Below are 26,617 nucleotides of genomic sequence, written 5' to 3' on the forward strand. Positions count from 1 at the left end.
GTAATACCAATCTAATAGCTCACTCAGAAAGCAATTCCTTATTCGAAATAGTCTTACAGCAGTGTTAATAAGTGGATCTGGATCTATCTCAATGAGGGTGAAGAGCTTACAAAAAATCTCGGTCAGATCGTCCAGTTTATTTAACCGCCGCTCAAATGATGCAACTACCTAATGATTAAGCAAAACGCCCATCACTTCAGCAGTTGACCACATTTCAGCTCCGAGTAATGGATCAACACCTTGAAATTTCGCAAAAAATGAATATCCGTGACTCACGGTGCAGTTCATTCAAACCAACATTCAAAACAACTCCCACCTCAGCTGTCACCTGTATTTCAATCTTCATATTTCCTCTCCCAGATTAAAACACCAGTCGTTAAAAAACAAAAACGAGGCTTATAGCCTCGTTTCAATCAAATAGAATTATTAAACCAATTGGCTTAGATATATTCAACCGCGATGATCTCAAATTCAATCTTACCTTTAGGTGTTTGAATATTGGCTATGTCGTCTAGCGATTTACCAATCAAACCTCGGGCAATAGGCGAGCCAACAGAGATCAGGTTATTCTTAATATCTGCTTCATCTTGGCCTACTATTTTGTAGGTAATTTCTTCATCTGTTTCTACATTAACAATAGTCACAGTGGCACCAAAAATAACTTTGCCATTGTTAGTCATTTTGGTGACATCGATAATCTGAATATTAGACAGCTTACCTTCAATATCTTGCAATCGTCCTTCACAAAAACTTTGTTGCTCACGAGCAGCATGATACTCAGCGTTTTCTTTTAGATCGCCGTGTTCTCTAGCTTCAGCAATAGACTTCACTATTTCTGGTCTTTTAACTGTTTTTAAATATTTCAACTCTTCACGGAGCAATTCTGCTCCTTTAGCTGTCATTGGATATAACGTCATATCAACAACTCTCTTATTTTTGTTATCTAACTTATGAAGTTAATCAATAAGGGCTAAATGTTTATTTTCAACCAAAAACATTCAGACCCTATTTTGATCGTGATTAGTGGATACGCTTGTGTAAATCTTGAACCGATGTGACTCGTGCTCTATCGTCAGCCTTATTAGCATTAACCGTTGCAAAGGCGGCGTTCATAGTCGTGGTGTAAGCGACTTTATTTAACAGCGCTTCTTTACGAATATACACAGAGTCATCAATCGCTTGGCGCCCCTCTGTAGTATTCACAATATAGCAATATTCACCATTTTTGATAGCGTCCACAATATTCGGTCGGCCTTCGCTAAGTTTATTGACTACGCTACATTTCACACCCGCTTTATTCAATACGGCCGCTGTACCTTTGGTAGCCTCTAACGTAAATCCTTTAGATACCATGGCTTGGCCAAGTTCAATTACGCGGTTTTTGTCATTCAAACGAACGGACAACAGTGCTTTACCACCAACAGGGATAGGCTGACTGGCACCTAAATTAGCTTTTGCATAAGCTTCTTCAAAAGTATCGCCAATGCCCATAACCTCACCGGTTGAACGCATTTCTGGGCCTAGTAATGGATCAACACCTTGGAACTTAGCAAAAGGTAGTACCACCTCTTTAACTGAGTAAAAGGGTGGAATAATTTCTTTGGTAATGCCCTGTGAAGCCAGTGATTGGCCAGCCATGACTCGAGCACCAATTTTGGCTATTGGCATTCCTGTAGCTTTTGATACAAAAGGCACAGTACGCGCAGCACGTGGGTTGACTTCAATCAAATACACTTGACCGTCTTTCACAGCAAATTGGGTATTCATTAAACCTACAACACCCAATTCTAGTGCCATGGCTTTTACTTGTTGACGCATGACATCTTGCACTTCTGCGCTAAGAGAGTAAGGCGGTAATGAACAGGCCGAATCACCAGAGTGTACCCCTGCTTGTTCGATATGCTCCATAATGCCGCCAATGACTACGTCTGTGCCGTCACAAATAGCATCAACATCAACTTCAATAGCATCGTCTAAGAAACGGTCTAACAATACAGGTGAATCATTTGATACTTTAACTGCATTGTTTAAGTAACGTTTAAGATCGTTAATGTCATAAACAATTTCCATGGCCCGGCCACCTAAAACATAGGAAGGACGTACAACCAATGGGAAACCAATTTTATCTGCAGCAACTAAGGCTTGCTCCAAATTTCTAACCGTTGCATTAGCAGGCTGTTTAAGATTAAGTTTATTAACCATTTTTTGAAAACGTTCGCGGTCTTCTGCTTTATCGATCGCATCTGGCGAAGTACCAATGATGGGGACTCCTGCGGCTTCTAATTCACGGGCTAATTTAAGTGGGGTTTGCCCACCGTATTGCACAATCACGCCTTTAGGTTTTTCGATACGTACAATTTCTAATACGTCTTCTAAGGTCACTGATTCAAAATATAAACGGTCGGATGTATCATAATCGGTAGAAACGGTCTCTGGATTACAGTTGACCATAATGGTTTCATAGCCGTCTTCACGCAATGCAAGTGCGGCATGAACACAACAATAATCAAACTCGATGCCCTGCCCTATACGGTTTGGACCACCGCCCAACACCATGATTTTATCATTGTCAGTTGGGTTAGCTTCACACTCTTCATCATAAGTGGAATACATATAAGCTGTATCCGAGGAGAATTCAGCGGCACAAGTATCTACACGTTTGTAAACTGGGTGAATATCAAAACCACGTCGTACTTCGCGAACGTCAGCTTCATCGACGCCGGTTAACTCAGCAATTCTAGAATCAGCAAAACCTTTACGTTTGAGTATTTTCATCAAGTCTTCATCAATTGAAGATAATCCAGACTCATGTATTTGTTGTTCAAGAATAATCAATTCTTCAATCTGCACCAAATACCATCTATCGATATTGGTTAATTCAAATATTTCATCCACTGACATGCCCATACGCATGGCGTCAGCAATATACCAAATACGTTCAGCACCCGGCTCGCGCAATTCTCGAATAATAGTAACTTTTGCGTCTGGCGCATTTATATCGATAATAGAATCTAGGCCATTGACGCCAACTTCTAATCCGCGCAAGGCTTTTTGTAATGACTCTTGTTGGTTACGACCAATGGCCATTACTTCGCCAACTGATTTCATTTGAGTCGTTAGGCGGTCATTCGCGCCAGCAAACTTTTCAAAATTAAAGCGTGGTATTTTTGTGACTACATAATCGATAGTAGGCTCGAACGAAGCTGGCGTTAAACCACCTGTAATATCATTGGCTAATTCATCTAGGGTGTAACCTATGGCTAATTTAGCTGCCACTTTCGCGATGGGAAAACCAGTCGCTTTTGAGGCCAATGCAGAAGAGCGAGATACTCTTGGGTTCATCTCAATAATCACTAAACGGCCAGTTTTAGGATCCACACCAAACTGTACGTTAGAACCACCAGTTTCAACTCCAATTTCACGTAAGACCGCAATAGCAGCGTTACGCATGATCTGGAATTCTTTGTCAGTCAACGTTTGTGCTGGTGCTACAGTAATAGAGTCGCCTGTATGCACCCCCATAGGGTCGATGTTTTCTATGGTACATACAATAATGCAGTTGTCAGCTTTATCTCTGACCACTTCCATTTCGTATTCTTTCCAGCCAATTAACGACTCGTCAATCAACAATTCACTAGTGGGTGATAAGTCTAATCCGCGACGACATATTTCTTCAAATTCTTGTTTATTGTAAGCAATACCGCCACCTGAGCCACCCATAGTAAAAGAGGGTCGAATAATACAGGGGAAGCCAATACGTGTACTGACATCAAAAGCTTCTTCTATAGTATGCGCAATTTCAGCATTTGGGCATTCAAGTCCAATAGATTTCATGGCTTTATCAAAACGCTCTCGGTCTTCTGCTTTATCAATCGCATCCGCCGTGGCACCGATCATTTCAACGCCAAATTCTTCCAATACCCCGTATTTATTCAAATCAAGGGCACAGTTTAATGCCGTTTGTCCGCCCATAGTGGGTAATACGGCATCAGGACGTTCTTTTTCAATGATCTTTTTTACCACTTCCCAGTGAATAGGCTCAATGTAAGTGGCATCGGCCATTTCTGGATCGGTCATGATAGTGGCTGGGTTTGAGTTAACCAAGATCACCCGGTAACCTTCTTCGCGCAGTGCTTTACAAGCTTGTGCACCTGAATAGTCGAATTCACAAGCTTGGCCTATTACTATAGGGCCAGCGCCTAAAATTAAGATGCTTTTTATGTCGGTACGTTTTGGCATGTCACTAATTACTCTACTAATTTCTTGTACTTTAAAGGGTGCGTGCTTTATTTATTTTGCTGCATCAACTCTATGAAATGGTCAAACAATGGCGCTGCATCATGAGGCCCAGGGCTTGCTTCTGGATGCCCTTGGAAACTAAAAGCAGGTTTGTCTGTACGATGAATACCTTGTAAAGATTTATCGAATAACGACACATGCGTCACCTCTAAGGTATTCGGCAAATTATTTTCATCTACCGCAAATCCATGATTCTGACTGGTGATCATAACGCGCTGGCCTTTAATATCCTTAACAGGATGGTTAGCACCGTGATGACCGAATTTCATTTTAACTGTTTTTGCACCACTAGCTAAGGCTAACAACTGATGACCTAAACAAATACCGAAAATAGGAATATTCGTTTCTAATAATTGTTTAATGGCGGTAATAGCATAATTACAAGGTTCAGGATCACCCGGACCATTTGATAAAAAGACCCCATCAGGTTTTAACGCTAGAACTTCATCAGCCGTTGTTTTGGCTGGCACAACAGTCAATTTGCAGCCACGGTCGGCTAACATACGTAAAATATTGCGTTTCACACCAAAATCATAGGCAACCACGTGAAACTTAGGGTTATCTAAGTTTGTTTGGTAACCTTCGCCTAACACCCAGCTTCCATCTGTCCACTGGTAAGACTCATCACAAGTCACTTCCTTGGCTAGATCCAAACCTTTAAGACCAGAAAAAGCTTGTGCTTTAGCTAAGGCTACAGATTCATCTAGTGGAATATCGTCAAGAGTGTTACTGGCAATGATGCAACCATTTTGTGCACCTTTATCCCGTAAAATTCGAGTTAATCTACGGGTATCGATGTCTGCAATGCCTAGAATGTTATTCTCTTCTAGATAATCAGATAAACTTTGTTCACTACGGAAATTACTTAACAGTAAGGGTAAGTCACGAATTATCAGGCCTTTAGCCCAAATTTTATTAGATTCACAATCTTCAGAATTTATCCCCGTATTACCAATATGCGGGTAAGTAAGAGTGACAATTTGTTCTGCATAAGACGGGTCAGTTAGAATTTCCTGATAACCTGTCATTGAGGTATTAAACACAACCTCGCCAACCGACACACCAGAAGCTCCAATTGCAGTACCTTTAAAGACAGAGCCATCTTCAAGTACTAAAAGGGCAGAAATAGCCAAATCAACCTCCAGGTTAGATATTAAACAGTTTTAACCTAGGACTCTGACTATTTAAGACAATAAGCAGAGCCCGTAGATACCCATATAAACACATGATTTACATGAATATTTAGTCAATTTGCGAATTATAATGAAGTGAAATCTAAACGATCTCACTGAATTTTGGCAAATTCGCAATATTATACATATAAGGGGGTTTCAGGTCTATTCACAATTACAAAAAATGCATAAATAACCGTTTAACCATACTTTTAATACATAAGGGTTAAAAACAGTGATTCTCTAGTTAATAACTTAACCTATTTAAACCCTAATACGTCTTCCATATCGTACAAACCGGCTGGTTTGTCGATAACCCAACTTGCCGCTTTTACCGCACCCTTAGCAAAGGTCAAACGACTCGATGCCTTATGGGTGATTTCCAACCTTTCACCTATATCGGCAAACAATGCTGTGTGTTCGCCTACTACATCGCCAGCCCTCACTGTGGCAAACCCTATAGTTTTATGGTCTCGCTCACCTGTTTCACCTTCTCGTCCGTAAACTGCACATTCAGCTAAGTCACGACCAATTTCATCAGCAATAGCCTCTCCAATCGCCATTGCCGTACCTGAAGGTGCATCCTTTTTAAATCTATGGTGAGCTTCCAAAATCTCTATATCAGCGGTATCGGCCATCACTGCAGCAGCTTTTCTAACTAAATTCAGCATCAAATTGACACCCACACTATAGTTAGCAGCAAACACAATAGGGATGAGTTTGGCTGCAGAATCTAACGCTGCTTTTTGCTCGGTATTTAAACCTGTTGTGCCAATAATGATAGGTTTTTTGTGCACCACACAAAAAGCCAGATTGTCTATAAGCGCCGCTGGTAAGGTGAAATCTATTAACACATCAATTTGTTCGATATTTGTTGATAGATCAGAGCTCACCATTAGACCTTTTTTACCTATGCCCGCAAGCTCTCCCACATCTAACCCTACTAAAGATGATGTAGCTCTTACGCTAGCTGCAGTTAAATTATCATCAACACTTTGTTCCACAGCCTCTATTAAGACACGACCCATACGGCCATTGGCACCGAAAATAGCAATATTACTCATAGTGATTTATTCATTTTTATTAGCAATCTATGTAGCGATTGTGCCTCAATTAACACTTTGATGCAGTAAAGGCGACGCTAACATTTTTGAATAACTAACCTCAGCTTCTTATAAGGAAGCTAAGCAGAGAAGCATTAACCTCAAAAGTCAGATAGTATTAAGTTTTACATCTAAAATACCTCATTGTTATCACTCTTTTTTGGAATATCATGTTAGAAAGTAATTTCACCAATGCAACCGTCCCTATTGAGCAGTTACCGGCAATATTGAACCTAAATAAACAATCATTATCTGAAAAATATGCACCGTTAAATCGTCTACTTAACTTAGGCTTAACCCTCTTTATTTGTGTGATTGCCATGGCACTTTATTTTCAGCCTTTTTTCGATTTACCCAAGGATTTTCTAAATTTTTTACCCTTTGTCATTTTTGCAGTCGCTATATTAGGCTTTTTGATTACCTGGTTCAGTTATGCTCGGGACCAAGTTAAATCCTATACCCTAAGAGAATTAGATTTACATTATACAAGTGGCTTATTTTTTCGAAAAGTTGTGAGCCAACCCATTACCCGTATTCAGCATATTGAACTTAAACGCGGTCCCATCGAACGTAAAGCCGGATTGGCCACATTACAAGTCTTTAGCGCTGGAGGTGAAATGCATACTTTCGAAATTCCTGGTTTGCCTGTAGATACAGCACAACAACTACGTCAATTTATATTGCAGCATAAAGATGTGGTCAAACATGGATAACCAGACAAGTTCATCCACTTTAGATAGCGGAGATCTTGCTGCTCCTTTAAAAATTAAAGACGACTGGCAAGTTTTATCGCCTGTCGCTATTTTTTATTTTGCGGTTAGCGTATTCAAGCATCTATTTAGCAACATTATCTATCTTATACCCGCAATTGCCGTGAGTTATAAAAGTGTGCTCGAACACCCTTTTATCTGGTTACCCGCTATTTTAGCAGCGTTTACGCTGTTAACACTTTTTGCTTTTGTTAGCTTCAAAGTGTACCGCTATCGATTAACTGAGGATAATATCGAGATCCGTTCAGGAATATTCAGTAAAAAACATTTAAACCTGCCCTTTTCCCGAGTACAAAATGTCAAAATAGAACAACCTATTTATTATCGTTTTACCGGCCATGCGTGTTTACAGTTGGATACCGCTGGTTCGGCTAAAAACGAAGCTAAATTGGTGGCTATCAAACTAGATTTTGCGCAACAGTTAAAGGCGCGTATTCAAAACCAAGTTCAAAAAGACGAAGGTGATATCAATCTAGAAAACCTGTCTGCAGATCCAGCTGCCTCCCTAAGTGGATCAGAAAGTAACAAAGCGCACCAAGAAATAGTGCTTAACCAACGGAATTTATCTGATTTAGTAATCCACGGCATTACCAGCAATAGAATATGGATTTTTCTGGGTGGGTTAGCCCCCTTTTATAACAACATATTCGACTCGATTGGCGAATGGATAACTAGCTTAGGAATTGATTTAACAGAGTTATTTAGTCTACAAACCCATTCGTTACTAGAAGTGGGTTTGTATGCGTTATCACTAACAATGTTAGTCATGCTTGTAATGGTAAGTTTTTCGGTGATTGGCGCTATTATCAGTTTTTACGGTTACACCCTCAGTAAACTGGATGACAAATACATCAGACGCAGTGGATTATTCACTAAACACGAAGTCAGCATGGGTTTAAGTCGTTTACAAATGGTAGTACAAAAACAAGACTGGTTAGATGTGTTATTAAAGCGTATTAACCTCAAGTTTGAACAAAGTAACTCCTTTAGCAAAAATCTCAGTGCATCGGCATCTAGCAGCAAGATCATTGTGCCATCCATCAAACCCCATGAATGCCAAGCACTGATAGATGATGCATACCCCGATAATTCCTTAAATGCTTTAGTCGGCAATGATGCATTTTCACCTATTAGTAAGCGTTTTATTTTTCGCAATATCGTGTACGTCTTAATGCCTCTTTGGTTAATAATAACTAGCAGCACACTGATGAATGGTAAATTTATGATATCAGCACTGTTAAGTGTTTTGTTTGTCGGCTTATGTGGTTTAGTGGTTTTACGTTGGAAGCGTTGGGGTATCGCTAAAGACCAAAATTTTGTGTATCTAAGGAAAGGTTTAATTGGTGTAGACTACTATTGTTTCCCCACTTACAAGTTGCAGCAAACTCAGTTCAAACAAAATTTACTGATGAAGAGACGTCAATTAGCCACAGTAAAATTTGTGCTAGCGTCAGGTTCTTTAACTGTGCCTATGATCGATGAAAAATTAGCTTATGAGTTTATTGATAAAGGCCTCTATCAGGTAGAGTCCAGTCAAAAGTCTTGGATGTAATAAAAAGCCGCTAAAATTAAGCGGCTTTTTATATATTCTAACGATTTATCAATTAGTTAAATCATCAAAGAACTTCTTAACACCATCAAAAAAACCACTTTCTTTAGGACGGTTCTTAGCAACATCTTTGCCTTTGCCCATGGAGTCTTCTAATTCATCAAGCAACTCTTTCTGACGAGTACTTAGATTAACCGGTGTTTCGATGACCACTTTACAAATTAGGTCACCAACACTGCCACTACGCACTGACTTAACACCTTTGTTACGCAAGCGGAACATTTTTCCGGTTTGGGTTTCAGCGGTCACTTTTAACTTAACTTTGCCTTCTAAAGTAGGCACTTCAATCTCACCGCCCAAGGCTGCACGAGTGAAACTTAAGGGTACTTCACAATACAAGTTATTACCTTCACGGGTAAATATTTTGTGATCTCGCACATGTACTTGTACATACAAGTCGCCTGCTGGCGCGCCCATTTCACCGGCTTCACCTTCGCCTGATAAACGAATTCTATCACCGGTATCAACACCGGCTGGTACTTTAACCGATAAGGTTTTAGTTTTTTCTACGCGGCCTTGACCATGACAAGGTTTACATGGATCAGAGATGATTTTACCTCTACCCGAACAAGTCGGACAGGTTTGCTGTACTGCAAAGAAACCTTGACGCATTTGCACTTGTCCTTGACCATGACAAGTTGGACAAGTAGTTGGGCTTGAACCTTTTTTCGCACCTGAGCCGTCACAGCTTTCGCAGCCGACTAGTGTGGGTACACGAATTTCGACACTTTTGCCTCTTACCGCTTCCTCAAGGGAAAGCTCTAAGTTGTAACGCAGATCAGAACCTTGACGAGCACGAGATTGACGACCACCGCCACCACGTCCACCGCCAAAAATATCACCGAATACGTCACCAAAAATATCGCCAAAGTCTCCGCCTTGACCACCGCCGCCGCCGCGATTAGGATCAACGCCGGCATGACCATATTGATCATAAGCCGCACGTTTTTGCGAATCGGTTAACATTTCGTGAGCTTCTTGCACTTCTTTGAATTTTTCTTCCATAGCTTTATCACCCTGTGTTCTATCTGGGTGATATTTCATCGCTAGGCGCTTATAAGCCTTTTTTATCTCGCGTTCGGTGGCACTTTTATCCACACCTAACACTTCATAATAATCTCGCTTCGACATCTCGATTCGGTATCCTGCGGTCTTTGGTTCTTATTTTAAACAACAAAATATTGTTATTCTTTTTTGTAAATTCTTAAAACAAACAAGGCGCAGTCAGTGTGACCTGCTGCGCCGAGTTAAATTATTGAGTCTTTTCAACAATTAATTTGTCTGACGAAATTTACTTTTTGTCGTCTTCTTTTACTTCTTCAAACTCAGCATCAACTACATCATCATCTTGTGATTTTGCGCCTGCATCTGTCGGCTCTGCGCCGTCTTGAGCAGCACCTTCAGCCGCAGCTTTAGCTTGAGCCACTTCCATCAACTTAGCTGAAGCTTGAATGAGCTCTTGAGTTTTGGCTTCCATCGCTTCTTTGTCGCCTTCTTTAACCGCTTCTTCAAGGGCTACAACGGCAGTTTCAATTTCAGCTTTGTCTTCTTCACTCAACGCATCGCCAGCTTCTTCTACTTGCTTACGTGTACTGTGGATCATGCCATCGGCTTGGTTACGCGCTTGAACAACTTCTTCAAATTTTGCATCCGCTTCTTTATTCGCTTCTGCATCTTGAACCATTTGTTCTACTTCTTCATCACTCAAACCAGAAGACGCTTTAATGGTGATTTTTTGCTCTTTACCAGTGTCTTTATCTTTAGCAGACACATGTAAAATACCATCAGCATCAATATCAAATGTTACTTCAATTTGAGGTGCACCACGTTGTGCTGCACGAATGCCTTCAAGATTAAACTGCCCAAGAGATTTATTTCCAGAGGCTTGCTTACGCTCACCTTGCAAACAATGGATAGTAACTGCCGCTTGATTATCTTCAGCTGTTGAGAACGTCTGAGATTTCTTAGTAGGTACAGTAGTGTTTTTCTCGATTAGAGTAGTCATTACACCACCCATAGTTTCGATACCTAAAGAAAGAGGTGTTACGTCAAGTAACAATACGTCTTTCACATCACCAGATAATACGCCACCTTGAATCGCTGCGCCTACTGCTACTGCTTCATCAGGGTTAACATCTTTACGAGGCTCTTTACCAAAAAATTCAGTTACATACTTCTGAACCATAGGCATACGTGTTTGACCACCTACCAAGATAATATCGTTGATATCACCTACAGATAAATCAGCATCTTTTAAAGCTTGTTTAAGCGGCTCAAGTGTTGCTTTAACCATAGATTCAACAAGAGACTCAAGTTTTGCACGAGTAAGCTTGATTGTAAGGTGTTTAGGACCAGACGCATCAGCTGTGATGTACGGCAAGTTCACTTCAGTTTGCTGGGCAGAAGACAATTCAATCTTGGCTTTCTCACCAGCTTCTTTCAAACGTTGCATAGCAAGGGGATCTTTACGTAAATCCATACCAGAATCTTTCTTAAATTCTGCAACTAAGTAGTTAATAACTTGGTTATCAAAATCTTCACCACCTAAGTGTGTATCACCGTTAGTTGCTAATACTTCAAACGTATGTTCGCCGTCAGCTTCGTCTATTTCGATAATAGAGATATCGAAAGTACCACCACCTAAGTCATAAACAGCAACAACACTGTCACCTTTTTTCTTGTCCATGCCGTAAGCAAGTGCAGCAGCCGTTGGCTCGTTGATAATACGTTTCACTTCAAGTCCAGCAATACGGCCAGCATCTTTAGTTGCTTGACGTTGTGAATCGTTAAAGTATGCAGGTACAGTTATAACAGCAGCTGTAACTTCTTCGCCTAAGTAATCTTCAGCGGTTTTTTTCATCTTTTTCAACACTTCAGCAGAAATCTGCGGCGGCGCCATTTTTTCGCCTTTCGCTTCTACCCATGCATCACCATTGTCAGCTTTGACAATATTGTAAGGCATGATATCAATATCACGCTGTACTTCTTTATCTTCCCAACGACGACCAATTAAACGCTTAATAGCGAATAAAGTGTTTTGTGGGTTAGTTACAGCTTGGCGCTTTGCTGGTTGACCAACTAAAATCTCACCATCTTGAGTGTAAGCGATGATGGAAGGTGTAGTACGATCCCCTTCTGCATTTTCTATAACTTTGGCTTTGTCGCCATCTAATACTGCTACACATGAGTTAGTAGTACCTAAATCGATTCCAATGATTCTACCCATTAGTTTTTCTCCAAAAAATTGTTCTTAAAAGCTTGTACACTTTGTGGGGTTATTATTTATATTTTCAACATATTATTGAAAATAAACCTTCACAAAACTGCAATTATTTTTCCCATTCATTACTTCAAAGACGCAGAGTAATTAGGCTTGGGTATCTACACCGCCTTCTGGCGCTCGAGTAACCATTACCATGGCAGGACGTAACAAACGGCCATTTATCTCATAACCTTTTTGCATCACTGCCAACACTGAATTAGGTGGCAATTCTGTATTTTCTTGCATCGACATAGCTTGATGCTTCTCTGGATTGAAAGGTTGCCCTTGAGGGTCAATCACTGTCATACCAAATTTTTCAATAGTGCTAAAAAACGACTTAAGCGTCAGTTCAACACCATCCATAATAGGTTTAATGGCTTCATCTTCTGGGTTAGCCACTTGTAACGCACGTTCTAAATTGTCGGCGACAGGCAACAACTCACCGGCAAATTTTTCTAGTGCAAATTTACGAGCTTTATCAATTTCGCCCTGAGCTCGTTTACGAGCGTTATCTGCATCGGCAATCGCACGCATAACTGAATCTTTTTGATCAGCCAACTTAGTTTCGGCGGCAATAACTGCGGCTTCTAATTCAACAATACGTTGTTGATCTTCAGTTAACTCAACAACTTCTTGCTCTGAGTCTTGTTGCTCGGCTTGAATATCAGCTTCTAATTCTTCATCGTGCTGAGGTGTTTGTTCATTTGACATGTTTAGCTCCATTTACTCTTTACACAAATTTTCAACTGCCACTGTTAATGGGGTTATATTTAATTGCTTCAAGGGTTGCTAATTGATGTTTTTTGGTTTTATCTGCATTGACTAATGACTAATAGCCAATGTGGCATCTTTCATATTTTACTCGCTAGGGGTAAAGTACTGAATTATCGGTTTATTTTAGCAAGCACATGATTAATGTTTGGACAGTTTCGGCACTAGTACTCTGTTACCTATTAGTTCTATTTGCCTTGGCGTTTTGGGCCGATAAACGTTACAAGGGTCAACAACAGCATCCTTTTATCTTCAGTTTAGCGCTAGGAGTGCACTGTACTTCGTGGGCATTTTTTGGCACCACTACCCAAGCCACTCAATATGGCTGGGCATTTGTTCCTACCTATTTAGGCGTGATCCTAGTATTTCTATTCGCTCATCCTGTGTTACGTAAAATAAGTTTGTTATGTCATCAGCACCAAGTAAGTTCCTTAGCCGACTTTATTAGTTTACGTTTTGAAAAATCTTATCTACTGGCGGCCTTAGTCACATTATTGTGTTTAATCGGCGTCATTCCTTATATTGCATTACAACTTGATTCGGTCAGCCAAAGTGTCGCGATCCTAGTAGGCATAGATGTGAGCTGGAGTGGCAACGTCGGTGCCTATGTGGCTATTTTAATGGCACTTTTTGCCATTTTATTTGGTACTCAGTCATTAAGCGCTAGCGATAAACACCCTGGTTTGATGCTGACTATCGCCTTTGCTTCTTTGGTCAAGTTAGTGGCAATACTGATTGTTGGCATATATGTGTGTTATGTGATGTTTGATGGGGTACTAGATTTATTTGGTCAAGCGCAATTACACCCTAAAAGCCAACAGATCATCCAGTCTGACTCTGCTGGTTGGGTTTACCTAAGCCATATGTTGTTAGGGGTATGTTCAATGTTTTGTTTACCTCGGCAGTTTCATATCAATTTTGTCGAGAATAATGGTAGTGAAGAACTAAGAACAGCGCGCTGGCTGTTTCCCTTATACTTGTGCCTGATGACAGTATTTATTCTGCCCATAGGTATAGCTGGGCATATAGTGTTTGACGCAACAACACAGGTTAGTACCGATACCTACGCTCTAGCGTTACCCATACAGGCTGGTAACACTAGTGTGGCACTTATCTCTTTTATTGGCGGCTTATCAGCTGCAACCAGCATGGTTATAGTTGGGACCTTAGCCATGGGGATCATGATCTCCAATAACTTAGTGACACCACTTCGACTAAAAATTCAATTACAAAGACTACAAAAACATAACCTGACCCCAAAAGCGGTGTTATTTACTCGACGAGCCACTGTTGTATTAGTAATGGGTATCGCCTATTTGTATCACTTAGATATAAGCCAAACGGCACCATTAGTAAAAAGTGGCATTATTGCAATTGCACTTTTATCGCAAACCTTACCCATTATTATTGGTGGCCTATATTGGCAAAAACGCAATACATATGCTGCCATGATTGCTTTGGTATCGGGTGCTTTATGTTGGGCTTACTGGTTGCTTTGGCCAAGCATTACCGCCAGTTATTATTTTGATCCACCGCCAGACGATTTACAACTCGCATCGGGTTTTGTGCTCAGCCTATTAGTTAATCTGTTTTGTTTTGTATTCTTCAGTTTGATTTTGCCAGCAAGCCGAGAACAGAAATTTGGCGATCAAAAGGAACATCAGTTTTCAACATTAAGCCAAGCCACTAAGATATCTAAGTTACTTGCTGTCACTGAAAAAGTGTTGGATAAAGATCGTCATCAATTTTTACTTAATAATCTGCCAACCGAGCAACGGTCGGGGTATGCCAGCCCCAAGTTACTCGCCAACATAGAAAATGAAATTGCCAATCAAGTGGGTAACGTCAGCGCCAGAATTTTACTCTCTGCTATTGCTGAGAAAAAAGATGTTGCTCTGGCCGAACTAGTTGAACTGGTTGAAGAAGCCAGCCAAACCTTTCACTTTAATCATGAGGTATTACAATCCTCGGTAGAACATATCCAACAAGGTATATGTGTAGTAGATGTAAATTTGTCTCTTTTAGCTTGGAATCAACGTTACGTAGAGTTATTCAACTACCCTGCAAGCTTGATCAAAGTGGGTATCCCAATTAAAGAGTTATTGTTGTTTAACGCCCAAAGAGGACTCTTTGGAAAAAAAGAACAACTAGACGCTGAAATTGAAAAACGTATGCAGTACATGCGTATTGGTAGTCATTACAAATACGTGCGCGAGCAAAAAAACGGACAAACCATAGAAGTGAACGGCAGCCCTCTGCCAGGCGGAGGGTTTGTGACGACCTATAGTGATATTACCGACTACATTAATATTCAACAGCAATTACAGCAATCGAAACAACTCTTAGAAAGCCGAGTAATTGAGCGTACAGAACAATTACAAACAGCCAACCTAGCCCTTGATGAAGCGCGACAAGAAGCTGAAAAAGCCAACGACAGCAAAACTAAGTTCCTTGCCGCCGCTGGCCACGATCTAATGCAACCCTTTAACGCCGCTAGTTTATTTGCGTCTCTTATAAAAGAAAAAGCGCCTAATCAAGAGTTGGCGGAAATGAGCCAAAACTTAATCCAATCCCTTACAAACGCTGAAGAACTATTATCAACGCTACTGGATATGACTCGACTAGATTCAGGGATACTGAGCACTAATATTCAACACTTTAAACTAAAGGATTTATTAACCCCTTTAGTAAAAGAGTTTGCTATTTCTGCATCGCGTAAAGGCTTAGAGCTTAGATATGTTGCAAGCTCCTGTTCTATTCAATCAGACAAAAAGTTACTAAGGCGAATACTGCAAAATTTGATTTCCAATGCGATTCGCTATACTGACACTGGAAAAATACTGATAGTCGCTAAAAGGCAGAAGCAACATCTCAAAATTAGGATCTACGATACTGGCAAAGGTATCGCCCTCAATCAACAAAAAGCCATATTCGAAGAATTTAATCAGCTTGACCAGCACAACAGCAATCAAGGTTTGGGATTAGGCCTGACCATAGTAGAACGTATCAGTGCCCTACTTCACCACAATGTTGAGGTGAAATCGGCAGTTAACCAAGGTAGCTGTTTTGAAATAACAGTGCCTAGGGGTTTAGCTGTGACTAGCTCGGATGCAATACAAAACAATGTAACTGCCGACTCTTCCGCGCTGCTTACAAATAAAGTAGTAGTGCTGATTGAAAACGACAAATACACCATCGAGGCAGTAAGTCATTTATTAGGTAGCTGGGGAGCAACAGTTTATGCATTTGATAACATTGAAGATGCATTATCACATTGCCCAACATGCCCAGACTTATTGTTTTTAGACTACCACTTAGATAACGGAGCAACCGGTACACAAGCAGCAGAAGCACTTCGAAAAAAATGGCAAGTGAGTATACCTGCGGTGTTAAGCAGCGCCGATAGAACAGAAGAAATTCGCAAACAAGCGATTGATGCCCAATTGCATTATTTGCCCAAACCGATAAAACCTGCGGCCTTGAAGCGTTTTATCAAGCAATTATACCAATAGCTTGTCTTCTGCCATTGCCCTTTAAGCTTATTGCTTTGCCTAAATTAAATATCGAGACCACATTAACGTAACTTTTCAACGAATAGAATCATAGAGATAACAAGCAAAACCCTATTCCTGCCCAAATGTTTTTTAGCAATGCAAAGGAACAAATTCACTATGTACACTACACTCAAAACTCTTATCTTGCGGCTAAATAAAGCATTACCTTGTTAATACAGCTGCGTTTATTTGGAAAAGGAAAGATACATGTTAAGACGTCAATTTTTAAATGTGTTGGGACTTAGTGTAGGAACGGGTTTATTAGCCCCCGCCTCAATATTAGGAGCAACTTCGGTACTGGATGTTAACAATGACACCATTAAACCAGGAGACTGGAAAGCTTTGCGTAATTTGTTTCCACTTACTCGAGATTATATTCAGTTATCAACTTTTTTGTTGGCTTCACACCCAAAACCAGTATCTGATGCGATCGAAAAACACCGTCGCGGATTTGATGAAAATCCATCGGATTATTGGCACCATCATTTTCAAACTATCGATGCTCACATCAGTAAAGTTGCAGCCCAATATATGGGTGGTAAAGCTGAAAACGTTGCACTGACCGATAGCACAACAATGGGATTAGGCTTGATTTATAGTGGCTTAAAACTACAGCAAGGTGATGAGATATTACAAACCGTGCATGATCACTATTCTACAGATATGTCACTGGCTTTTAGAGCAAAGCGCACCGGTGCCAAAGTACGACGTATCGCCTTATATGAAGACCCAGCACAAGTCAGTGTAAGTGATGTTCAGAAACGACTTCGAGCCGCAATTAACCCAGAAACCCGGGTTGTAGCCGCAACTTGGGTGCACTCTTCCACAGGTGTAAAATTACCTATAAGAGCTATGGCTGACACCATAAAAGAGCTCAATAAAAAGCGAAAGGCTAAGCAACAAATATTATTTTGTGTAGACGGCGTGCATGGATTTGGCATTGAAAATCAGGATGTGAGTCAATTAGGATGTGATTTTTTTGTCGCTGGAACACACAAATGGATATTTGGTCCTAGAGGTACAGGTGTTGTATGGGGGAATGATCGCGCTTGGGAACAAAGCGAGCCGGTGATCCCTAGTTTTAGCGCGTCTTACGAGGTTTGGCTCGGCGGTATGACACAAGATCAAGTGCCATTAGGCGAACACATGTCACCAGGAGGATTCCATTCGTTTGAACATCGCTGGGCTTTGCCAGAAGCATTTAACCTGCATTTACAATTAGGTAAAGACAAAGTTCAAGCACGCATTCATCAATTGAACCAACAAACTAAGCAAGGTCTGGCAAAGATGCCACATGTTACACTTTACACCCCAGCTAATAGTGAACTTTCCTCTGGGCTGGTGTGTTTCGATGTGAAAGGAATGAAGGCTGAAACAGTAGTGGAAATGATGCACAAAAAAGGCATTATTATGAGTAGTACACCCTATCGGCAAAGTTTTGCCCGATTTGCGCCTTCATTGCTTAATAATGAACAGGAAATTGAACTGGCACTTGCAGAAATAAGCGCTCTCGGTTAATTGTTTTTACAGGTCAATAACAATATTTTTTGGCATTAACCTAGGACTCATCTAGAAATCATGTTGTAGGTTGAACCTATACATTGTCCGCTTCGAAGGGTAGCGCACTGAAGGGTAAAGCTGTCAGCTGTGAGTCCCGTCGGTTTGCCACAAGTAGACTTTATACCTGCCAAGCCTCATTAGCTTTCCAGTTTGATACCCATTGTGGGATATCATCTGCAGGCATAGGTCTGGCAATGCCATATCCTTGGGCCAATTCACAACCTAATTGCAAAAGCGCGGCGCCATGTTCTATCGTTTCAACACCTTCAGCAATTACCTCACGATTAAATAATTTAGCTAAAGCAATCACACCTTTTACAATGGCCAAATCATCCGCATCAATTAACATATCGCGCACAAAACTCTGATCTATCTTAATTAAATTAGCGGGTAGCCGTCTAAGATAAGTCAGAGACGAATAGCCTGTACCAAAATCATCTAATGCAAAACTTACGCCCAGCGCCATACAAGCATTCATGATTGTTGAAACATGATTTACATCATCTAAGGCAGTTGTTTCAAGCACCTCAAGCTCTAAGTAGCTCGGTAAAACATTAGGATGGGCTGCTAGTAGTGTTGTTAGCCTCTGAGTAAAGTCAGGCTGCTGTAGTTGTACCGCTGCAATGTTAACGCTGATGAATAAAGGGAGATTAAGCCTCATATTTTGCCATTGGTTTATTTGTGTCAATGCTCTATCAATAACCCACTCCCCCATTTCGACAATCATAGGATTATTTTCAATGATGGGCAAAAACTCGATTGGATTTAATAAACCACGCTCTGGATGCTGCCAGCGAATAAGGGCTTCAACACCGGTAACTGTGCCCGAACGCATATTAACTTTAGGCTGATAATGCAACACAAATTGATGGTTATCTAATGCGCTGCGGATAGCTTCAAGGCTTTCGCGTTGCACTTTCACGGCGTCATCTTGGGCTGTATCAAATAAATGAAAACGGTTTTTACCGGACTCTTTAGCTACATACATAGCTTGATCAGCGTGACGCATGAGCTGATCGGCATCGACACAATCTTGAGGGTAAAGGGTGAAGCCTATACTGGCTGATACACTTAAAACCACGCTACCAATTGTGATAGGGTTTGACGCTGCCAAAAGTAATCGCTCTAATACCGGTTCACAATCTTCAACTGCAGTTAAATCAGTTAATACCGCCACAAATTCATCACCACCTATTCGGGCTAAGCTGTCACCTTCACGTAACGCCTTTTTCATTCGAACTGAGAGAGCAATTAGCAGTTCATCGCCTACATCATGCCCATTTGTATCATTGACGTGTTTAAAGCCATCTAAATCTAGAAATACTACAGCCAATGACTGCTGATGACGGTTGCACTGCAACATGGCTTGAGATAATCGGTCAGCCAGTAACACTCGATTAGGTAAATTAGTGAGTAAATCGTAATGGGCAATATGCTCTAATTGATTTTGATGCGCTTTCATCGATGTAATGTCGGTGCATAGTGAAACGTAGTGTTGCACTAGACCAGCAGAATTTTTAACGGCGCTGATGGTGAGTATTTCTGGGTAGATTTCACCATTTTTACGGCGGTTCCAAATTTCGCCACGCCAGTGGCCTTGTGTTTTCAGCGCTGTCCACATTTCAGCATAAAATTCTGGCGTTTGTCGCTTAGATTGCAGAATGTTTGGATTTTTTCCCAGAACGTCTTCAGGAAAGTAGCCCGTTATCTGACTGAAAGTAGCGTTAACCTCAGTAATATTAGCATTGGCATCGGTAATCATGATGCCCTCATGGGCGTGGGAGAACACACTGGCTGAACGTTTTAGTTTCTCTTCGGCTTGTTTTTTCTCAATGGCGATGCTTGCCAAATTCGCTGATTGTTCAATTAAGACAAGATCAGCTTCTGTTGGAATATTAACGACGTGGTGATAAATAGCAAAAGTACCTAGCACTTTCCCTGTTGTTGAACGTATTGGTTCTGACCAACATGCGCCTAATCCCGCACTATTTGCCAGTTCTTTATAGGAAACCCAGTAAGGATGGGTCTGAATATCATCAACAATGACCCGCTCATTTTTAAAAGCGGCTGTTCCGCAAGAGCCAACGCCAATACCTATCTCTATTCCATGGATCGCTTCGTTATAAAAATCAGGAAGGCTAGATGCAGTGCCACTCAACAGGTGTTTGCCTGCATTGTCTAGTAATAAAATACTACATAACATTTCTGGATTTAATTGTTCAACTGCACTCACAATGCTACCTAGAATAACTGGTAACGCTTCGCCACTAGTAATGAGTTCTAATACATGAGTACGGGATGTTTCACGTAATTCGTTTTGTTTACGTTCAGTGATATCGTAAATTGTGCCAACAAGAAAATAGTTACCTTGGGGATCTGTGTATCGATTTTTTCTTGTCAGAATTATCTTAGTTTGCTCACCACTAAATGTCAGTGTCTCTTCGCATAAAACCTCCTTTCCTCCCGCCAATACTTGTCTATCGATTGATAAAAAATGCTCCCTCTCGCTCGGTGTCACTGTTTCAGCAAGTGTTTTGCCGATTATTTTATTTCTGGGCAGTGCAAACATACTACAAAAGGCATCATTGACGAGTAACAACCTACATTCATCATCCTTTATAAATATTGGATCCTTTGAATTATTGAAAACAGTATTGAGATACATCTCAATACGATTAGGATTTTCATTTAATTGTCTTAACTGATTTGTGTCATTGATCTGTTTTGACGTCATATTCCATAGTTCCCTTTGGGATAATTCAAACAAGAGATCGACAAAAATGTGCACTCAATTCATATAAGTTTATCATTATCAAGTTAGGTTCTATCAACGCCAATACCTTAGACTTAGCCCTACAAATATTGCATTTAGAACTCTGCATCTAAATTTTTGCAATTTGAGTCTTCTCAAATATAAAATAAAACTGAACTACATATAACGTTCGAATATTTTTTGATATTGCCCTGTTGATTTGAGCCAGCGTAATTGTCTATTAAATTCATCGCGCATTTTTTTTGATTTAAACAAAAACCCATTAGGACTAGCGCCAAAAATGGCAAAACGATCAACTTTTTGGGACATATCAATTACGCCATATGTTGCTAACTTTACCCGGTAATAATCAAAAATATGAGCGTCCATTTGTATCACCTCATATCTTTCTAAAAACAGCATTTTCACTTGATTTTCTTGATCAAAAGTTTCGCCATATTGAGGGTGTTTACTGACCATCTCAGCATAATCATGACCTAAATGCACTGCCGCATCTTGCCATGAGAGTAAACTATAACTTTTAAGGTCGCTCAGTTGTGTTAGGTGATACTTATTTTTATGCAGACTAAAAGCGAAGTTCTCATAAGAATATGCGATGTCTGAAAAAAAACCTTTTAAGCCATATTGGTTGATGGTGTTCAAATTCATATCAGAGACAACATCAATGTCTCCTGTCTGATAGGCTTTAGTACGACGAGCATAAGGTAAATAGAGATGTTCTATTTCATAACCCAAAGGTGTCATTGCGGCTTTAAGTAAGTCCACAATGATGCCTTCGTTAGTATCCACCAAAACCCATGGTGCCAATACTTCACCAAAGGCTACGGTGATTTTTTCGGCGGCACTTGCCACATTACCAAATAATAAGAACTGCAGAGCTAAACATGCTTTTGTTAGCGTTCTAATTCTCATTGTTAGCCCTGCTATTAATAATAATTACGGCTGATACTAAAGACTAACCTTTGAACTAACAAGGAGCTCAAATAACTTAGTTAACTGTGAATAAAAACTAGTAAGATATGTGATAGGTTAGCAGATGATATTGAAAAACCTTAATTATACTTAGCAGATAATTAGGCTATCCTCCTGCAACGGTACTCATCACACTTTTAAACATCACACCAGCCTGCGTGCGGTTATTAAAACCGAGTTTATTTAGCACTGCAGATACATGTTGTTTGATTGTGGACTCGCTGACTTGTAACTCATAAGCAATTTGTTTGTTCAATAAACCGTCTGCCATCAGCTGTAACACTTTAAGTTGATGAGGAGTCAGTTTTTCTAGGCGCGAAGCAAAAGTGATGTATTCGGCGTTATTGAGTTGCTTAACGTCGTTGAGCATATCCTCAGGCACCCATATTTGCCCATCGAGTATTTGCTCTACTGCTTGGGTGATAATGGGTAAGGGAGTAGATTTAGGGATATAGCCACTAGAACCGAAGTCTATGGCTTTTTTGATTATATCCGGGCGTTCTTCAGCTGACACTATCACCACCAACACATCAGGATAATTGTTACGCAACACAGTCAACCCAGTTAGCCCTTGATTGCCGGGCATGTTTAAGTCCAAAAATACCAGTTCGATATTGTGATGAATGTTTAATAAATCTAGCGTTTCATCAAAACTCGCAGATTCTAATATGTTGTCACCTAATACACTTAAGACAGCGTGTTTTAAGGCACTGCGAAATAAGGGGTGGTCGTCTGCAACTATGGCTTTCGCATGCATTAATATAACCTTTAGGGGTAATAACTGATGAGTTCAACTAATAGACTATAAGGGTATGATTATTTTGGAGTTAAGCCAATGCATAAACACAAAAAGGCAGCCGAAGCTGCCTTTATATTATCAATACAAATTAGAACCTATAACCAACAGTTAAACTAACAGTCATAGGATCGCCATAATATCCGATTAAGGTGTTATCACCGCCTGTTCCCGCAGTGTATCCAGTTGGATCATCAGCGTTTTCGGTGACAAATTGATATCCACCTACTACGTATTCTTCGTCGGTTAAATTTTTGGCATGTAAACCGCCATACCACTGTCCATCGACGCTTGACCAAGACACGCTCATATTAAATATTCCGTAACCATCTTGGGTAATTAAGCTGTTTGATGTTTCGGTAATAGTGTAATCATCGCGATAGTAATAGTTGGCGTTAAAGGAAAAATCACCCATATCATTCGACCAAATATAATTGGCTGCAAAGTTTGCGGTATATTCAGGTGTATTAGCTATGGCAAAGGTATCTGAAATATCCACTGGACCTGCATCTGTTTGTTGGATCACTTCTTCAAATTCAGCATCTATATAACCTAAGGCAATGTCAAAAGTTAACTCATCGGTTGCTGCATAAGTGATTTCAGCTTCAATACCCTGCCCTGTTGAACTGCCCACGTTTCCTAAGATTTGTTGTAAATCTTCAGGAGAAGTAACAGGTAGAACGGAGATATATTGTCTGTCTTTGTGATCTAAGGCGAACAATGTGACGTTAGCACGTAGGTTATCGTTCCAATCACTTTTCATACCAATTTCAAAAGAGTCGACTATTTCTGGATCAACAGATGGCTCATTAATAGTAGCTCTTGGGTTAAAGGTACCCGACTTAAAACCTTGGGCATAACTGGCATAAAACATTATATTTTGTGCGTATTGATATTCAACACTGGCACTTGGTGTTAAACGAGACCAGTCTTCCGTGGCAGGCGTATCTAAAACACCGTCGCCACTACTATCTGTACCTAAAACTTGTGGAACCAGTTCCCCTTCAGGTCTTACATAACCAGGGATCCAGTCTGAGGAAGGATAAACATTGTCGAAAATCAGGCCATTTTTAACAAAAGCGGACTTCTCTTCATTGGTATAACGTAAACCCACCGAAACTGAAACCTTGTCGGATACATCGAAATTACCTTGTGCGTAGACTGCTTGGCTTTCACTATTATTACAACCCGACACTTCTCTGGTGAGTCCAGGTGTGCCAAAAGCAGCACGACCTAACACACCTAATATAGCGTCGAAGTTACCACAAGACTCACCATCATAAAGATACAGCCCACCTACAACTCCAAACCCATTCCCAGCATAATTTAAGTTGATTTCGTGAGTATCATTACTATCTGTGTATTCTGCTGGTACATCAAAAATATCTAATGCGGTGCTATCAAAATCGATATTAGTCGGTGAATAACTTTCTCTATGTGAACCTATATATTTGACTTGTAGCGCATCACTTACGTCATATTGTGCCAACCAGCTATAACCTTCCAACTCAACTTTATTGTAAGTGGGCATACTGGTGTAAGAGTCGAATACACTATCGGGTACAGGGGCATTGGTTAGGCGACTAGGTAATAATCGAAATCCACCTTTTGAATTAGAGGTATCTTCTGTTTTATCCCATCTAAGACGAAAAAACAGCTCCTCTGTTGGGTGAAACTCAACATTAAGACGAGCGGCCCACAGATCCTTGTTATAGTTTTCCAAGTCTTGATCTGGCAGCGCAGATTCAAGGTACTCACCAAATCCATCACGTGTAAGGTCGGCGTAACCAAAACCTACAAATAGTTTGTCTTCAATGATAGGCACTTGACCCGTCAGTTTAATATCACGTTGTGCATAACTACCTAGTGTCCCAGCTATATTCAAAGCTGTATCACCGGACATTTCTTTAGTTACGTATTTTATCGCTCCACCAATTGTATTTTTACCGTACAAGGCTCCTTGAGGACCCCTGAGTACTTCGATACGTTGTACATCTAACAAGTCTAATACTGCGCCTTGAGGGCGAGCGATATACACATCGTCTACGTAAATGCCAACTCCAGGTTCATATCCCCACAAAGGATCTTGCTGCCCAACACCACGAATAAAGGCAGTCAGAGTTGAATTAGTACCACGACTATTCTGTAAGGTGGTATTAGGTGAAAATTGTTGAATTTCAGTTATGACTGCTATGCCTAATGCGTTTAGTTCCATCTCACCAATGGACGTCACTGCAATAGGTACTTCTTGTAAACTTTCAGTCGTTTTCCTTGCTGTGACCTCAATTCGCTCCAGGCCTTTCTTATTTTCACTTTGTTGAGCATGCAGATTACTGCTTGTTAGTAACACAGCTCCAACCGCCATAGCGCAAAGTGATTGATTAAAGATTTGTTTAGTAGCAGCCAAACGTTGTTTGTTATTTATATTTTTCATCATGTGTCCTCGGATATAGTTTTTGTTATTTTCTATTTGCTGCGGTCTAAGTAACCTTAATCCAGAACTAACTTGTTGTCCTTAGTACCATAGTACTATGGGCAATGGTTAAACTTTGTCACACACTAGCGCCATCCTTTCTAAGGGGCTGTTGATCTTTCATATATCGATATATGAAGGAGCAACAGCCCTAGTCTGCGGTCACAGACTTAATTTTAAGGAAACACATAATATGCTTAGTATAATTGGCCTAATAGGTGGGTTATTGCTGTTAATAGTATTAACTATTCGCGGAATGAACCTATTTATAGCTGCCCCTTTTTGCGCACTTATAGTCGCACTGACCAGTGGTTTACCCATTTTTATCGGAGATATCAATTTTGTCACTAACTACATGCAAGGTTTTTCTGGCTTTATAGCGTCTTGGTTTTTTATGTTTTTGCTAGGTTCATTGTTTGGCAAATTTATGGAAGATACCGGTGCCGCCGACTCGTTATCGAGGTGGATCATCAGTAAACTAGGCAGGCAACAAGCAGTGGTTGCCGTAGTGTTAGCTTGTGCAGTACTCACCTACGGTGGAGTGAGTGTATTTGTGGTAGCATTTTCAGTCTATCCCATGGCTCTTAGCTTATTTAAAGATGCCAATTTACCGCGGCGCTTTATTCCAGCGGCATTGGCATTTGGTTCAGTCACTTTTACTATGACATCGGCAGGTTCGCCTGAAATTCAAAACTGGATCCCCATTAAATATTTAGGCACATCGCCTTTTGCTGCTTGGGAAGTCAGCTTAGTAGTGGCCATATTTATGGCGAGTTTTGGTTTTTGGTGGATGCGAAAAATGATCAATAAAGCTGTGGCTAACGGCGAACATTTTGAAGTACGTGATCATGATCCAGTGATCCCTGAGCGTGATTACCCCCACCCTTTCACCGGTATTATTCCACTTTTTGTGGTGTTGATTTTGTCCTTTCTGTTACATGACTCACTTCAGCAACTTGCGTTAATAGTTGCGCTAGGTGGAGGTGTGTTATGTTTAATGGCGATTAACTTTAAGTATTTTCACAATTTGCAAAATGCGGTTACTGCAGGAACCACTGGTGCCCTTATTGCTATTGGTAATACTGCTGCAGTAGTGGGTTTTGGTAGCATTGCCAAATCTACAGTTGCATTTCAATCGGCTGTTGAAGTGATGGCACAGATCCCCGGTAACGAGTTAATTGGGGCTGCCATAGCGATAAGCGTCATTGCGGGGTTAACAGGCTCAGCATCAGGAGGCCAAGTCATTGCGTTGCCTTTACTGGCTCCCGGTTATTTGGATCAAGGAGTCGACCCAGAAGAGTTACATAGAATTGTCTCTATCTCTTCTGGAGCCTTAGATTCATTGCCACATAATGGTTATGTGGTAACAACCATTCGCGCTATCTGTCAAGAAACCCATCAACAAGCATATTGGGCATTGGGCGCCCTGACAGTTGTAGTGCCACTATGCGGCGTTGCACTAGCTATTGCTATATTTAGCTTTACATAAATATTTATTGGGAA

General features: G+C 40.6%; 16 protein-coding genes. 5 read left to right on the plus strand and 11 right to left on the minus strand.

The window, feature by feature from the left end:
• Positions 1–440 precede the first annotated feature (440 nt).
• The 4 genes from greA to dapB all read right to left on the minus strand — a co-directional run bounded on the left by greA (position 441) and on the right by dapB (position 6,535).
• A complete protein-coding gene (gene greA, locus GARC_RS01170; protein ID WP_007615851.1) occupies positions 441–917 on the minus strand; it encodes a transcription elongation factor GreA in 477 nt (158 codons plus the stop codon).
• 103 nt (positions 918–1,020) lie between these two features.
• Positions 1,021–4,239: a carbamoyl-phosphate synthase large subunit gene (gene carB / locus GARC_RS01175; protein ID WP_007615853.1), complete on the minus strand. Its 3,219-nt coding sequence runs from the start codon at positions 4,237–4,239 to the stop codon at positions 1,021–1,023.
• Positions 4,240–4,286: 47 nt separating this feature from the next.
• Positions 4,287–5,432 (minus strand): glutamine-hydrolyzing carbamoyl-phosphate synthase small subunit, encoded by a 1,146-nt coding sequence (carA, locus tag GARC_RS01180; RefSeq protein ID WP_007615855.1) that lies wholly within the window; start codon positions 5,430–5,432, stop codon positions 4,287–4,289.
• 299 nt (positions 5,433–5,731) lie between these two features.
• Positions 5,732–6,535, minus strand: a complete 804-nt coding sequence (gene dapB / locus GARC_RS01185) for a 4-hydroxy-tetrahydrodipicolinate reductase (RefSeq protein ID WP_007615857.1) — start codon at positions 6,533–6,535, stop codon at positions 5,732–5,734.
• A 209-nt stretch (positions 6,536–6,744) separates the two neighbouring features.
• Between dapB and GARC_RS01190 the strand changes: the two genes are divergently transcribed.
• On the plus strand, positions 6,745–7,287 hold the full coding sequence (locus GARC_RS01190; RefSeq protein ID WP_007615859.1) for a PH domain-containing protein: 543 nt from the start codon (positions 6,745–6,747) through the stop codon (positions 7,285–7,287).
• Positions 7,280–8,896, plus strand: a complete 1,617-nt coding sequence (locus GARC_RS01195) for a PH domain-containing protein (protein WP_007615861.1) — start codon at positions 7,280–7,282, stop codon at positions 8,894–8,896. The genes GARC_RS01190 and GARC_RS01195 overlap by 8 nt, the downstream gene beginning before the upstream one ends.
• A 48-nt stretch (positions 8,897–8,944) precedes the next feature.
• On the opposite strand, the gene dnaJ is transcribed toward GARC_RS01195, so the two are convergent.
• The 3 genes from dnaJ to grpE all read right to left on the minus strand — a co-directional run bounded on the left by dnaJ (position 8,945) and on the right by grpE (position 12,926).
• Positions 8,945–10,084 (minus strand): molecular chaperone DnaJ, encoded by a 1,140-nt coding sequence (gene dnaJ / locus GARC_RS01200; protein WP_007615863.1) that lies wholly within the window; start codon positions 10,082–10,084, stop codon positions 8,945–8,947.
• A 160-nt stretch (positions 10,085–10,244) separates the two neighbouring features.
• Entirely contained in the window at positions 10,245–12,179 is a 1,935-nt protein-coding gene (gene dnaK, locus GARC_RS01205; RefSeq protein WP_007615865.1) for a molecular chaperone DnaK, read from the minus strand.
• Between the two features lie 141 nt (positions 12,180–12,320).
• Positions 12,321–12,926 carry a nucleotide exchange factor GrpE gene (grpE, locus tag GARC_RS01210; protein WP_007615867.1) on the minus strand — a complete coding sequence of 202 codons (606 nt, stop codon included), beginning with the start codon at positions 12,924–12,926 and terminating at the stop codon, positions 12,321–12,323.
• Positions 12,927–13,123: 197 nt separating this feature from the next.
• On the opposite strand from grpE, the gene GARC_RS01215 reads away from it, so the two are divergent.
• Together GARC_RS01215 and GARC_RS01220 are read left to right on the plus strand one after the other, a co-directional pair.
• Positions 13,124–16,498, plus strand: a complete 3,375-nt coding sequence (locus GARC_RS01215; protein ID WP_007615870.1) for a PAS domain-containing hybrid sensor histidine kinase/response regulator — start codon at positions 13,124–13,126, stop codon at positions 16,496–16,498.
• Between the two features lie 249 nt (positions 16,499–16,747).
• The gene (locus tag GARC_RS01220; protein ID WP_007615872.1) at positions 16,748–18,058 is read left to right on the plus strand and encodes an aminotransferase class V-fold PLP-dependent enzyme; all 1,311 of its coding nucleotides are present in this window, start codon (positions 16,748–16,750) and stop codon (positions 18,056–18,058) included.
• 160 nt (positions 18,059–18,218) lie between these two features.
• Here GARC_RS01220 and GARC_RS01225 read toward each other — a convergent pair whose 3' ends face one another.
• The 4 genes from GARC_RS01225 to GARC_RS01240 all read right to left on the minus strand — a co-directional run bounded on the left by GARC_RS01225 (position 18,219) and on the right by GARC_RS01240 (position 25,075).
• On the minus strand, positions 18,219–20,834 hold the full coding sequence (locus GARC_RS01225) for a bifunctional diguanylate cyclase/phosphodiesterase (RefSeq protein ID WP_007615874.1): 2,616 nt from the start codon (positions 20,832–20,834) through the stop codon (positions 18,219–18,221).
• 195 nt (positions 20,835–21,029) lie between these two features.
• Positions 21,030–21,785: a substrate-binding periplasmic protein gene (locus GARC_RS01230; protein WP_007615876.1), complete on the minus strand. Its 756-nt coding sequence runs from the start codon at positions 21,783–21,785 to the stop codon at positions 21,030–21,032.
• Positions 21,786–21,951: 166 nt separating this feature from the next.
• Positions 21,952–22,602, minus strand: coding sequence for a LuxR C-terminal-related transcriptional regulator (locus GARC_RS01235; RefSeq protein ID WP_007615878.1), 651 nt, complete (start codon positions 22,600–22,602; stop codon positions 21,952–21,954).
• A 130-nt stretch (positions 22,603–22,732) separates the two neighbouring features.
• Complete coding sequence (locus GARC_RS01240) at positions 22,733–25,075, minus strand: TonB-dependent receptor (RefSeq protein WP_007615880.1); 2,343 nt, start codon at positions 25,073–25,075, stop codon at positions 22,733–22,735.
• A gap of 232 nt (positions 25,076–25,307) precedes the next feature.
• On the opposite strand from GARC_RS01240, the gene GARC_RS01245 reads away from it, so the two are divergent.
• The gene (locus GARC_RS01245; protein WP_007615882.1) at positions 25,308–26,603 is read left to right on the plus strand and encodes a GntP family permease; all 1,296 of its coding nucleotides are present in this window, start codon (positions 25,308–25,310) and stop codon (positions 26,601–26,603) included.
• Positions 26,604–26,617: the final 14 nt, after the last annotated feature.

This window comes from Paraglaciecola arctica BSs20135, from assembly GCF_000314995.1.
Classification (GTDB): Bacteria; Pseudomonadota; Gammaproteobacteria; order Enterobacterales; family Alteromonadaceae; genus Paraglaciecola; species Paraglaciecola arctica.